The sequence below is a fragment of the Pseudomonas sp. TMW22091 genome (assembly GCF_022496705.1).
In the GTDB taxonomy this organism is placed as follows: Bacteria; Pseudomonadota; Gammaproteobacteria; order Pseudomonadales; family Pseudomonadaceae; genus Aquipseudomonas; species Aquipseudomonas saxonica.
Genome location: NZ_SCFI01000008.1, coordinates 40,428 through 53,522 on the forward strand (window position 1 = coordinate 40,428; position 13,095 = coordinate 53,522).

Here is a 13,095-nt window from a genome sequence, read left to right on the forward strand (position 1 = left end):
CTGCGCCGCCGATCGCAGCCTTCGTGCCTCGGCAGCGGCTACAGGATGTGTGTTATTGGACGCACGCTCTGCTGTTGTAGCCGTTGACGAGTAGCACGAGGCTACGTTCGACGATGCAATCGTCGCAAACGCTACGAGCACGGTGTGTCAGGCAAGCACCGTTTACGACGGCTGCGCCGCCGATCGCAGCCTTCGTGCCTCGGCAGCGGCTACAGGATGTGTGTTATTTGACGCACAGCTCTGCTGTTGTAGCCGTTGACGAGTAGAACGAGGCTACGTTCGACGATGCAATCGTCGCAAACGCTAAGGGCACGGTGTGCCAGGCAGCACCGGATTGAATGGTTTTACGACGGCTGCGCGCTGCATTGAATACAAGGAAATCGAAATGTCGGTATTACCCGAACTGGAAGCGTTTTTGGAACTGGCTGAATTCAGCCGCATGACCGGCAAGAGCCAGCCGATGCATGAAATGACCCCGGCACAGGCCCGCAGCGAGTTTGAACTCAGCTCGCCCGTGTTTGACGTGCCGGTGCCCGAGATCGACAGCTACGACGTGCGTATCCCGGCGCGGGACAACTTCAGCCTGGCGGCGCGGCTGTATCGGCGCCCCGATCTGGAGATCAACCCCTTGCCGGTGGTGGTGTACTTCCACGGCGGTGGCTATGTGATCGGCAGTCTCGACAGCCATGATGCCTTGTGCCGCCGGTTAACCGCAGCGGGGCAGTTTGCCGTGCTGGCCGTGGAGTACCGGCTAGCTCCGGAATGGGTATTTCCCACCGCCGTGCATGACGCCTGCGATGCGGTTAACTGGCTCCTGCGTGACGGCGCCAAACACGGACTGGATGCATCGCGGGTGGCCTTTGCTGGCGACAGCGCGGGCGGCACCTTGAGCACCGTCTTGTCGATTCTGGCAGTGCGTGCCCCGCAGGAGGTGGCCATCGTACCGCGTGCGCAAGTGCTGCTGTATCCGGTAACGGACGGCAGTTGCAAGCGCGCCTCCCATGCCGCGTTTGCAGAAGGCTACTTGCTGGAAACCGCGAGCATGGACTGGTTCTATCGACACTACACCCGTCATGAAGCTGACCTGCATGACTGGCGCATCTCGCCGTTGCTGGCGCCAGACCTGAGCGGGTTGGCCCCGGCGCTGGTCTACCTGGCAGGGTATGACCCCTTGTATGACGAAGGGTTGGCGTATGCCGACAGACTCATGGCGGCGGGCAATACGGTGTTGTTGCTGCAAGAACCCGGCATGACCCACGACTTTATGCGCATGAGCGGGCTGCTGGAGGAAGTGGCAGGCATTCATGGGCGGGTGGCGGGGTGGCTGGATGAGCAATTGTTGAAGCCGTAATTACACAAAGCGCGACAGTTCGTGAGCGCTGTCGCTGCCAATCAGAAGCCACAACAGTATTCGGGCCTTGCGCGGGCACAAGCATCCACCCATGTGCAGGCCCTTGTTGATCAGATCGATTTCGCCGCCCTTGAATCCATAAGTATCGGATGCGGTCGACCCGGCACCACAGCGTGTGCTGACGATAATGGGCATTTGAGCGGCAATCGGTTCAAGCACGGTGCTCCATTGCTCGCTGACGTGCCCCGCACCAAACCCTGCGATGACCAAACCCTCATAACCCAGCGGTACAAGCTGCTCAACCAGAGAGGTGTCGGCCGAGAGTACGGCTTCCAGCAGGGCGACTTTTTGCGTCGTGCGCACGGGCCAGGGCAGCGTTTTGCGGGCAGCGGCGGGCCTTGAGAAGTGGACGCGATGTTCGAGGATCATTCCCGCAGGGCCGACGTTGGGTGAGGCAAAAGCCTGCAAGGCCAGGCTGTGGGTTTTACGAACGGCCAAGGCTTGATGTATTTCTGCATTCATCACCACCAGTACACCCCGTTTAGCGCTGTCTTTACTCAGGGCGACGCGGCAGGCATCCAGCACGTTAGCCGGGCCGTCTGCACCGGGTTGGTCGGCTCCGCGCATGGCACCGGTCAGCACTAAGGGCTGGTCGAGGTCCCACAGGTACTCAAAAAAAGTGGCCGTCTCTTCCAGCGTATCGGTGCCCTGGGTGATCACCACGCCTTGCGCGCCTTGTGCGACCTGACGTTTGGCCCAGCTCAAAACGGTCAGCAGGAAGTCAAAGTCCATCGATGCGCTGGGGAGCAGACTCAGGCTTTCGACATGCACATCTGCCAGCTCTTTGAGTGCTGGGGTTGAAGCCAACAAGGCTTCGCCGCCAAGAACGGGTGTGATGCCTGCGCCTGGCGTGGTGCGTTGCATGCTAAGGGTGCCACCCAAGGTGGCAATGGACATTTTTGCTCGCAACATGTTCGTTCTCACAGGTCAGCGGCGTGGCAGGTATAACCTGCCACGCAGGGTGATTAACGCTTATCCAATCAGTACGCCGATCAGGGGGATAATCAGCAAGGTGCTGATCGCCATCGACAGGACATTACCAATATAAGGGTGCAGGTATGAAGGCAGCCGCTGGGCGATGGCGCACGCCAGTGGCGGGGCTATCAAAGCGCCCAGTACCGCACTGCTCAGCATGACATTGGCGCTGCCACCATAGGTCAACACGGCAGCGGGCACCACTGAGACCAGTGGCACGTAAGTGGGATACCAGCCGCGCTTTCGCCATTGATGACGCCACACAATGACCCCGACCAATGAAGTCAAGGCTTGAGCGGCGACCATGTGCAGCAGCAGGCCCGAACCATAGGCAGGGCTGAGCGGGTTCAATGCGCACGCGATCAATACACCTGCCAGCATGCCCAGGCTGGCCCACTCATTGCCAAAGAACGGGGCTTCGGAAAAGTCTGCCAGAACGCGGCGTATCGTCCAGATCACCCCGTAGTCAGGCGCTTTTTCGGAAATAGCAGGCGGGTCTGCTGTCACGTGCGGCCGGGGGCTGACCAGAGCCGGAACAGCACGGCACAGCACAAAGGCCAATACGCTGCCCACCGCCATGCCCAGTACATTACCGACCACTACGGGCAGGCCAAGCGGCAAGCATACAAAGTTGACGATGAGCAGGCACGCCGGTGTGACCAGCAAGGCACCGAGGATTGCCCCGTTGATCGTGACTTTCCAGCCGCCACCAAAGAACAGCAGCATGGCGGCAGGCAATGACACAAAAGCGGCAAAGGTGGGTTGCCACGTGTCTGCGGTCAGGGTCCAGCCCCACAGCGCATTGCTCAGTAATAGCCCCAGCAGCGAACTACTGACCAGCCAAGGCCATAGGCCTGTGCCGTAGCAGATGCTAAAACCTTGCCACGCCCCTGCGTAACGGCTGGCCCAGTAACCCAACGCACCGCCGAGCAACAGGCCCAGCGACGCGAGTTCATGCTTGTAAAAGGCTACTTCACTGATGTCACCGAGCACCCAGCGCAACCAGGCCAAGGGTGAAGGCAGGCTCGCCATCATGTCGTTGTAACCGGGCCAATAGCCTGCACCGTTGTTTGAGTAGTTCAATGCGACCCATGTGGTCGCCAGCGCCACCATCAACACAGTGACAATCCACAGGGTCAGTAAACGAGAGGGCGATACAGAGGGGGCTTTCTCAGATAAGGATTGCATGGTTGCACCCCCATCAACGCGGCAAGCAAGGATGCTGGTGATAACCGAGCATCGACTCATACACATCCACCCGTCGGTCGCGGCACAAATCGTTCAAATTGTTCCAGATCGGCGCGCTGCGGGCGGTCGACAGGTCTATGTCGGCGTAGAGAATCGTTTGCTCATCGGCGGGTGCGACTTCGCCGATAGGCCAGCCATTGGTGCCGGCAATCAGCGAGCACCCCAGATAACGCTCGCCTTGTTCTTCGCCGATACGGTTGGCGGCGGCGATAAACACATTATTAACGTGGGCTGCGGTCATCGTCAGATAGGACGCCATGCATTTTCCGGCGTCATCGAACAACGGCGGGGGTGTCCAGACCCAGTTGTTGAGACTGCAAATAATATCGGCGCCTTGCAGGCTCAGCAGGCGCGGCACTTCGGGAAACCAGATGTCCCAACAGATCAGCAGGCCGATACGCCCGATGGGTGTTTCGAACACAGGAAAGCCGAGATCGCCGGGTGTGAACCAGAGTTTTTCCTTGTTCCATAAATGGGCTTTGCGGTACTTGCCGATAAATCCGTCCGGGTCGAGCAGAACAGCGGTATCGAACAACTGCATACCCTCCTGCTCGGCCAGCCCTGCGACCAGATACACCTGATGTTGCCTGGCAAAATCGATCCAGGCACGCACGCTTGGGCCATCAGGCACCACCTCGGCATGCTTGAAGGCATCCTAACGGCTGGAGAACAGGTAGCCGGTGTTTGCCAGTTCCGGCAGCACAATCAGATTCGCCCCGTTTTTGGCGGCTTGCTGGGCCAGTTGCAGGCTGTTTTGCAGATTGGTTTGGCAGTGTTGTGTACCCACTTGTGGGTCGAACTGCACAACGGCAATACGTACGGGACTGATAGCTGGGTTCATCGCTGACACCTCTTGTTGTTGTATGGCCCCAGGTTGCAGGGCACATCAGTAAGAAGAATTGTCAGCTCAGAGGTCTATCCGTAAGTTCTAATCCTGATGTAGTACGTTGCTCGATATTGTGCGAGTTGTATCTGATGGACTACAGCCTGGCTGCGCATGCAGTTCCTGTAGCCGCTGACGAGGAACGAAGGCTGCGATCGGTTTGGTGCGTCACTGCGCAAAACCTGTGTGATGCCAGCGTGATTTAAGGGGGCTGATAGATCAAAAGCCAGGTCAACAGATCGCGCAAGATCCCGAGATCCGTAGCAGTTGACGAGCTCCGCGAGGCTACGTCTTCTGAATACCGGATCTATCCGGCAAACACCAATACCGCAGCATTCATCAGCTTCCAGGCACATTAATCGTCAGGTATCTAAAAATGTGTCGATACCTATGCCCGGAGGGAGAGGGTTAGAACGGCCTTTTCAGGGCCTTAGATCGAACCTATCTGCGCAATCAACCACACATTGGCCGTGCTGATCACGGCAAACAGAAACCACGCCAATAACCGTGTTGGCAGGCGGTTGGCAAACGGCCCCATCAGTTTTTTATCGCTGGTCATGCGGATCAACGGGTACAGCGCGAAGCGCAGTTGCAGGCTGAGAACTACCTGACTGAGGATCAACAGTTTGCCCACGGCATCGTCACCCATCAGCCATACCCCCACAAAGGCGGGTATCAACGCCAGCCCGCGAGTAATCAGGCGCCGCTGCCAGCAGGGTATGCGCAAGTCCAGATAGCCTTCCATGATCACTTGCCCGGCGATGGTGCCGGTGAAGGTCGAGCTTTGTCCGGAGGCCAGCAGCGCCACGCCGAACAAGATGCTGGCCATGGCCCCGCCTACCAGCGGGTCGAGCATGCGGTACGCGTCCTGGATTTCGACAACGTCGGTGTGGCCCGTGTGGTGAAAGGCGGCGGCCGCCAGTATCAAGATCGAGGCGTTGACCAGCAGTGCCAGTGCCAGTGAACCCATGGTGTCGATGCGCGACAGGCGCACGGCGTCCAGTTTGCTGGCGTAGTCCTTGCCCGTCAGGCGGGTTTGCACGATGGAGCTGTGCAGGTACAGGTTGTGCGGCATGACGGTGGCACCAATGATGCCGATGGCGATGTACAGCGGCGCCGCGTCGTTGATGGCTGACAGTGAGGGTTTGAACCCTTGGAACACGTCCGGCCAGTACGGTTTGATCAGCACCAGTTCGACAAAGAAACACGCGACGATGGTCAGTACCAGCGCCAGCATAATGGCTTCCAGGCGGCGGAAGCCTTTGCCTTGCAAGGCCAATATAAGCAAGGTGTCGAAGGCTGTCAGGGCGATGCCGAAGGTCATCGAGCACCCGAGTAACAAGTGAAAGGCCAGTGCACAGCCGAGCACTTCGGCCAGGTCGGTGGCGATGATCGAAATCTCTGCCAGCAGCCATTGCACCCGCGCCGAGCGCTTGCTGTAGCGCTCGCGGCACAGTTGCGCGAGGTCGCGGCCGGTGGCAATGCCCAGTCGCGAGCACAGGCATTGCACGGTCATGCCGGCCAGGCTGGCGAGCAGTACGACGAACAGCAGGTTGTAGCCATAGCGCGATCCCGCTTCGATCGCCGTCGCCCAGTTGCCGGGGTCCATGTAACCGATGCTGATCAGCAGGCCGGGCCCGGCAAAGCGCAGAACGCGTTTCCAGAATGGCGCGCTGGGGTCGACAGGGATGCTGCCGCTGACTTCGGGAGGGCAGAAGGGCGCGGTGGCGATTTTCGGCAGGCTGAATTTCAAGCGCGTGCTCCGTTACTGAGGGGCGGGTAAGCGCACGGGCGTGAGCAGCGGTTGGCCGCTGAAGAACGCTTGCAGGTTCAAGACCACGAGTTGCACGGTGTCTTGGGCCGCTTGCGGCGACTGTCCGGCGATATGTGGGGTCAAGACCACATTGCTCAGCAGTTTGAGCGCGTCGGGCACGCGCGGTTCGTCATCGAATACATCCAGTCCGGCACCGGCGATGCGGCCTTCGGTCAAGGCGGCAACCAGTGCGTGCGTGTCGACCACGCTGGCACGGCCAATATTGATCAGGTAGCCCTGTGGGCCTAACGCTTCAAGTACCTGCTGGTCTACCAGGTGGTGAGTCGCCGGGCCACCGGGGGCAGCCACGATCAGAAAATCTACCGCTGCTGCCAGTTCGCGCACACTGGGCTGGTAGGTGTAGGGCTCATCGGGCCGGGGTTGGCGGTTGTGGTAGCTGACGCTCATGTCAAAGCCGTTGGCGGCACGACGGGCAATGGCCAGCCCCACGGCGCCAAGGCCGACAATGCCCAGCCGCTTGCCTTCAAGGGTAGGGCACATGGGCTTGAGCCATTCGCCACGTCGAACGCTGGCGTCCGCCTGGGGGATGCCGCGCACCAGTGCCAGCAGCAGCGCCATTGCATGGTCAGCAACCGTCGGGGCATTGGCACCCGCGCCATTGGTCACGGTGACTGAACGATTGCTGGCGGCCTGCAAGTCGACGTGTTCATAACCGGCGCCAATCACGCAGATGATTTTCAAGTGGGGCAGGGCGGCGATTTCGGCGGCGTACAAGCCCAGCGGGCCGCGGGTCAGTACGGCGTCAATACGCTCGCCTTGGGTAGCAATGGCTTCGGCGCGACTGGCCGGGGTCGGCGCGCGAATCAGTTCAAAACCGGCCTGCTCCAGCAGGGGCAAGTAATCGTTTACCGCTTCAACCAGCACCAGCACAACGCGGGACATACCTGTCTCCAGCCAAGAAAAGTCGAGAATGGCCTGAGATTAACACTGCTGTCGGCAGCTTTTCCCTGTATCAACTCGATACAAGTACGCTATTTCTGCTTTTTTCAACCGTGTGGCAGTTGGGTCAAGTCTCACGCTGGAGCCAAGCCGGGTCGGCCTGTTACCATTCGCCCTTTGTTTTATCTCCAGTTCGAGACCGCCCATGACCACCGTTCGCACGCGCATCGCGCCATCGCCTACCGGCGACCCTCACGTCGGCACCGCTTACATCGCTTTGTTCAACTACTGCTTTGCCAAGCAGCATGGCGGCGAATTTATTCTGCGTATTGAAGACACCGATCAGTTGCGTTCGACCCGTGAGTCCGAGCAGCAGATCTACGACGCCTTGCGCTGGCTGGGTATTACCTGGAGCGAAGGCCCGGATGTTGGCGGCCCGCACGGCCCGTACCGTCAAAGCGAGCGCAGCGACATCTACAAAAAGTACACCCAGCAACTGGTTGACATGGGCCACGCCTTCCCGTGCTTCTGCACGGCCGAAGAGCTTGACCAGATGCGCGCCGAGCAAATGGCCAAGGGCGAAACCCCGCGTTACGACGGTCGTGCCTTGTTGCTGTCCAAAGAAGAAGTTGCCCAGCGCCTGGCGGCAGGCGAACCCCACGTGATCCGCATGAAAGTGCCGACCGAGGGCGTTTGCGTGGTGCCTGACCTGCTGCGTGGTGACGTTGAGATCCCGTGGGATCGCATGGACATGCAAGTGCTGATGAAGACCGACGGCTTGCCGACGTACTTCCTGGCCAACGTGGTCGATGACCATTTGATGGGCATCACTCACGTATTGCGTGGCGAAGAATGGCTGCCGTCGGCACCCAAGCTGATCCTGCTGTACGAATACTTTGGCTGGGAACAGCCGCAGCTGTGCTACATGCCGCTGCTGCGTAACCCGGACAAGAGCAAGCTGTCCAAGCGCAAGAACCCGACATCGGTCACGTTCTACGAGCGCATGGGTTTTATGCCCGAAGCAATGCTCAACTACCTGGGCCGCATGGGCTGGTCGATGCCGGACGAGCGCGAGAAGTTTTCGTTGCAGGAAATGGTCGATAACTTTGACCTCAGCCGTGTGTCGCTGGGCGGGCCTATCTTTGACGTCGAGAAGCTGTCGTGGTTGAACGGTCAGTGGTTGCGTGATTTGCCGCTGGACGAGTTCGCCAGCCGCGTTCAGCAATGGGCCCTCAACCCTGAGTACATGATGAAAATCGCGCCGCTGGTGCAGGGCCGTGTCGAAACGTTCAGCCAGATTGCCCCGCTGGCTGGGTTCTTCTTCTCGGGTGGCTTGCAGCTGGATGCCAAGCTGTTTGAGCACAAGAAGCTGTCCAACGAACAAGTGCGTCAGTTGATGCAATTGATCTTGTGGAAGCTGGAGAGCTTGCGTCAGTGGGAAAAAGACGCCATCACCGGCTGTATTCAGACGGTGGTTGAGTCTCTTGAGTTGAAGCTGCGCGATGCGATGCCGCTGATGTTCGCTTCGATCACGGGCCAGGCCAGCTCGGTGTCGGTACTGGACGCGATGGAGATTCTGGGGCCGGACCTGACCCGCTTCCGTCTGCGTCAGGCGCTTGACCTGCTGGGTGGCGTGTCGAAGAAAGAAAACAAAGAGTGGGAAAAGCTGTTCAACGCAATCGGCTGATACGCGTTGAAACACCCGTAGCAGCTGCCGCAGGCTGCGTCCGGCGGCTTAGCCGTCGTACGTTCTAATTCCGGGGTTTTACTGAAAGTCCGCGAGTTCAGGGTTTACGATCGCTGCGCAATCGGACGCAGCCTGCGGCAGCTGCTACGGGTGAGTAGGTCTGCGAAAGTCCGTGTTTTCGGGGGTGTGAGGGTAAGTGGTTGTTCTCACGGTGATTTTTTTCAAAAAACTTTGAAAATAAGTTTGACAGCCTACCGATCCGGTCTTAATATGCGCCCCGTCCACACAGCAACACGCAACACTGACTGTTTGGGGCTATAGCTCAGCTGGGAGAGCGCTTGCATGGCATGCAAGAGGTCAACGGTTCGATCCCGTTTAGCTCCACCAAATTTACAGTTCAATGCTTGGCCACACCGGCATTGAATCGATCAGCGCTCAGCGCTGATCAGTTAGAAGGTTTATGTCCCCTTCGTCTAGTGGCCTAGGACACCGCCCTTTCACGGCGGTAACAGGGGTTCGAGTCCCCTAGGGGACGCCAGTTTCACAGAAGCAGCATTTCGATGTTGCTCCGCCGCCAGGCGATAAATCGGGGCTATAGCTCAGCTGGGAGAGCGCTTGCATGGCATGCAAGAGGTCAACGGTTCGATCCCGTTTAGCTCCACCAATTTACAGTTCAATGCCGGGCCACACTGGCATTGAATCGATCAGCACTAAGCGCTGATCACTGTTAGAAGGGTTTGTGTCCCCTTCGTCTAGTGGCCTAGGACACCGCCCTTTCACGGCGGTAACAGGGGTTCGAGTCCCCTAGGGGACGCCACGATTACCCGCTTTGCGGGATTTTAAAGGGTCATTCAATTATTGAATGGCCCTTTTGTTTGTCTGTCGTTTACGTCCTGCATGACCCTTTCCCTTGATCAATAGATGCCCTGTGCCTTTGCGCAGACCGTGTGCGTTACACTGCGCGCTTTATGGGTATGTGGAGACAGGGTATGAGCTGGGACTTGGCAACACCGTTCATCATTGACCTGAAAGTGCAGGCCGAGGACATTGACGGATTTGGTCATGCCAACAACGCCGCTTATGTGGTCTGGCTTGAGCGTTGCGCCTGGCGCCACTCGCAGCGCCTGGGGCTGGACCTGAGCGAGTACCGGCGTCTGGATCGCGCCATGGCCGTGGCCCGCCATGAGATCGACTACCTCGCCAGCGCCTATGAGGGCGATGAGTTGCAGCTGGCCACCTGGATTGTTGAATGCGATGGGCGCTTGCGCATGACCCGTCACTTTCAGTTGATTCGCCCCCGCGACGCTAAAACCTTGCTGCGGGCACAAACCACGTTTGTTTGCATCGAATTGTCCAGCGGCAAGGCCAAGCGTTTACCGGCCGAGTTTCTGGAAGGCTACGGGCCGGCTGTCGTAGGACGCTGACCCGAGCAAGTCGCTGATTCCGAATCGCGGCAGAACCCCGTAAACTGCCGCACGTTTTTTATGAGAGTCCCCATGCAAATTGCCTTGGCGCCGATGGAAGGGTTGGTCGATAACATCCTGCGTGATGTGTTGACCCGCACCGGTGGTATTGACTGGTGCGTGACCGAATTTATTCGCGTCACCGAGCGGCTGCTGCCTGAAGCCTATATCCACAAGTTTGCCCCTGAGTTGCAGCACGGAGCCAAAACCCGTGCCGGTGTGCCGCTGCGCGTGCAGTTGCTGGGTTCCGATCCGGCGTGTCTGGCCGATAACGCAGCGCTGGCCTGCCAGTTGGGCAGCGAGGTGATCGACCTCAATTTCGGCTGTCCGGCCAAAACGGTGAATAAATCCCGCGGCGGTGCGGTGTTGCTCAAAGAGCCGGAATTGCTTCACGCCATCTTGCTGCAAGTGCGCCGCACCGTGCCTGCGCATATTCCGGTCACGGCGAAAATGCGTCTGGGCTTTGACACGCCTGACAGCGCTAATGAATGTGCAATTGCCCTTGCCGAAGGCGGTGCCAGCCAGATCGTGGTGCATGCGCGAACCAAGATGGATGGCTACAAGCCGCCTGCGCATTGGGAGTACATCGCCCAAGTGCAAGACGCGGTCAAAGTGCCGGTATTTGCCAACGGTGATATCTGGTCGGTTGAAGATTGGCGCCGTTGCCGCGAAATCAGTGGGGCCGAAGACATCATGCTGGGTCGTGGTCTGGTGTCGCGCCCCGATCTGGCTCGCCAGATTGCGGCGGCACGTGCCGGTGAAGAGGTGGTGCCGATGACGTGGGCCGATTTGCAGCCCATGATTCGTGATTTCTGGGCGCAGGCCGAGGCGCAATTGACCCCGCGGTCAGCGCCGGGCCGGCTCAAGCAGTGGCTGGCGATGTTGACCCGCAACTACCCCGAAGCGGTGGTGTTGTTCAATGCCATGCGCCGTGAAACCGACTGCGAAAAAGTCCGTCATATGGTCAACAATCCGCCCCAGAACGCTGCCTGAGGCGGGCAAAAAAAAATTAAAAAAAATTGAAAAAAAGCCCTTGAAATGGATTTGGTGGTCCCTATTTAGGGGTTAAGCGATGCCGAAACCGGGTCGCAGAAACAAAATCTCGCTGAAATCAGGAGGCTAAATTATGAGCAACGCATTTTCCATGGCGCCACTGTTCCGTAATTCTGTCGGCTTTGACCGTTTTAGTGACTTGTTTGAAACCGCGCTTCGCAATGATTCGAGCGGTGGGTACCCACCTTACAACGTTGAAAAACGCGGTGAAGACAGCTATCGCATCGTCGTAGCAACCGCAGGCTTCCAGCAAGAAGACCTGGACCTGCAAGTAGAGAAAGGTGTGCTGACCGTGAGCGGCAGCAAACGCGACACCAGCAGTGAAGAAGGCGTGACCTTCTTGCATCAGGGCATTGCGCAACGGGCATTCAAACTGTCCTTCCGCCTCGATGACCATATCGAGATCAAAGGCGCAAATCTGAGCAACGGCTTGCTGAGCATTGACTTGCAGAGGGTCGTGCCAGAAGAAGCGAAAGCAAAACGCATCCCTATCAATGGGGGTCAACAAGCCACTCTGGAAAACTGATCTGAGTGAGCGTCTGACAGGAACCCCGTCCTTGGGCGGGGTTCTTCTCAACCCGTCCGGGCGCTGGCCCGAGACGCACTAAAGAGCAGTACGCAGGCATTTGCTTTGAACCCTCTCCCCAAAGCGAGTGCCTGCTTTTTTATTTACCGGCTTCGTGTCGGGCTTTCAGGTTTTTATCCGCTTTATAGCGCAGGGCCACATCGGGCACGCTGCCGCTTTTCCCGGTTTCTACCCAGTTACGAATACGCCCTGCATCAGCAAAGTGGGTGTATTTGCCAAAGGCATCCAGAATCACCAGCGACACCGGGCGGTTACCCATTTCGGTGACCAGTACCAGGCAGTGGCCTGCCTGATTGGTAAAGCCGGTTTTGGTGATCTTGATGTTCCACTTGTCTTTGTTGACCAGATGGTCGGTGTTATGAAAGCCCAAGGTGTAATTGGGTTTGCGGAACGCCACGGTTTTTTCTTTGGTGGTACTCAACTGGCTCAGCATCGGGTATTTGCGGGCTGCCGACAGCAGCTTGCTCAAGTCCCGAGCCGTGGACACGTTGTGCATCGACAGGCCGGTCGGTTCTACGTAGTGAGTGTTCATCATGCCCAGGCTCTTGGCTTTGGCATTCATCGCAGCGATAAACGCCACATAACCACCGGGGTAGTGGTGGGCGAGGCTCGCGGCGGCGCGGTTTTCCGAAGACATCAAGGTGATCAGCATCATTTCATGACGCGACAACTCGCTGCCCAGCTTGACGCGGGAAAACACGCCCTTCATTTCCGGCGTGTCGCTGATATTGACTGAGATGTACTCGTCCATCGACTGCTTGGCATCCAGCACCACCATGGCGGTCATTAGCTTGCTGACCGAGGCAATGGGGACGACGACGTCGGGGTTGCTGGCAAATATGACTTTATTGGTTTGCAGGTCAACCAGCATGGCGCTGCCTGAAGCAATGTGCAGTTGTGAAGTGTCGCGGGGCGCTAATGTGCTTTCAGTCGCTGCGGCAACTGAAGAAGCGGCGGTGCCTGTCAGAACAAGAATCAGGCTTAACATAGAAAGATGAATTTTCACGCAGTTTGACTCAAAAAGGGTGGGTGAGTGCTGCGACCCGAAGGTTGATTTACACATCGGGTTACATTTG

The 13,095-nt window shown here is 58.2% G+C and carries 10 protein-coding genes, 4 tRNA genes and 1 pseudogene; 9 read left to right on the top strand and 6 right to left on the bottom strand.

The features are described from left to right. Positions 1-385: 385 nt before the first annotated feature. A complete protein-coding gene (locus EQV93_RS15770; protein ID WP_240891886.1) occupies positions 386-1,351 on the top strand; it encodes an alpha/beta hydrolase in 966 nt (321 codons plus the stop codon). Here EQV93_RS15770 and EQV93_RS15775 read toward each other — a convergent pair whose 3' ends face one another. From EQV93_RS15775 to EQV93_RS15795, 5 genes and pseudogenes are all read right to left on the bottom strand, one after another. Continuing rightward, entirely contained in the window at positions 1,352-2,323 is a 972-nt protein-coding gene (locus EQV93_RS15775; RefSeq protein ID WP_240891887.1) for an asparaginase, read from the bottom strand. Positions 2,324-2,383: 60 nt separating this feature from the next. Continuing rightward, positions 2,384-3,499 carry a hypothetical protein gene (locus EQV93_RS15780; protein WP_240891961.1) on the bottom strand — a complete coding sequence of 372 codons (1,116 nt, stop codon included), beginning with the start codon at positions 3,497-3,499 and terminating at the stop codon, positions 2,384-2,386. Between the two features lie 88 nt (positions 3,500-3,587). Then, positions 3,588-4,475 (bottom strand): annotated as a pseudogene (locus tag EQV93_RS15785) (nitrilase family protein). 472 nt (positions 4,476-4,947) lie between these two features. Beyond that, positions 4,948-6,270 carry an Nramp family divalent metal transporter gene (locus EQV93_RS15790; protein ID WP_240891888.1) on the bottom strand — a complete coding sequence of 441 codons (1,323 nt, stop codon included), beginning with the start codon at positions 6,268-6,270 and terminating at the stop codon, positions 4,948-4,950. Positions 6,271-6,282: 12 nt separating this feature from the next. Next, positions 6,283-7,233 (bottom strand): 2-hydroxyacid dehydrogenase, encoded by a 951-nt coding sequence (locus EQV93_RS15795; RefSeq protein WP_240891889.1) that lies wholly within the window; start codon positions 7,231-7,233, stop codon positions 6,283-6,285. A gap of 202 nt (positions 7,234-7,435) precedes the next feature. Between EQV93_RS15795 and gltX the strand changes: the two genes are divergently transcribed. The 8 genes from gltX to EQV93_RS15835 all read left to right on the top strand — a co-directional run bounded on the left by gltX (position 7,436) and on the right by EQV93_RS15835 (position 11,959). Then, on the top strand, positions 7,436-8,917 hold the full coding sequence (gene gltX, locus EQV93_RS15800; protein ID WP_122785636.1) for a glutamate--tRNA ligase: 1,482 nt from the start codon (positions 7,436-7,438) through the stop codon (positions 8,915-8,917). A 311-nt stretch (positions 8,918-9,228) separates the two neighbouring features. Then, positions 9,229-9,304: transfer RNA gene (locus EQV93_RS15805), tRNA-Ala, on the top strand. A 75-nt stretch (positions 9,305-9,379) separates the two neighbouring features. Next, positions 9,380-9,455 (top strand) — tRNA-Glu (locus tag EQV93_RS15810). A gap of 50 nt (positions 9,456-9,505) precedes the next feature. After that, positions 9,506-9,581 (top strand) — tRNA-Ala (locus EQV93_RS15815). 77 nt (positions 9,582-9,658) lie between these two features. Next, positions 9,659-9,734, top strand: a tRNA-Glu gene (locus EQV93_RS15820). Between the two features lie 172 nt (positions 9,735-9,906). Beyond that, complete coding sequence (locus tag EQV93_RS15825) at positions 9,907-10,341, top strand: acyl-CoA thioesterase (protein ID WP_122785635.1); 435 nt, start codon at positions 9,907-9,909, stop codon at positions 10,339-10,341. Between the two features lie 72 nt (positions 10,342-10,413). Then, on the top strand, positions 10,414-11,373 hold the full coding sequence (locus tag EQV93_RS15830) for a tRNA dihydrouridine synthase (protein ID WP_122785634.1): 960 nt from the start codon (positions 10,414-10,416) through the stop codon (positions 11,371-11,373). Between the two features lie 133 nt (positions 11,374-11,506). Next, a complete protein-coding gene (locus EQV93_RS15835) occupies positions 11,507-11,959 on the top strand; it encodes an Hsp20 family protein (protein ID WP_122785633.1) in 453 nt (150 codons plus the stop codon). A gap of 139 nt (positions 11,960-12,098) precedes the next feature. Here the strand turns inward: EQV93_RS15835 and pbpG are convergent, their stop codons facing one another. Further along, the gene (pbpG, locus tag EQV93_RS15840) at positions 12,099-13,025 is read right to left on the bottom strand and encodes a D-alanyl-D-alanine endopeptidase (RefSeq protein WP_122785632.1); all 927 of its coding nucleotides are present in this window, start codon (positions 13,023-13,025) and stop codon (positions 12,099-12,101) included. Between the last annotated feature and the right edge of the window lie 70 nt (positions 13,026-13,095).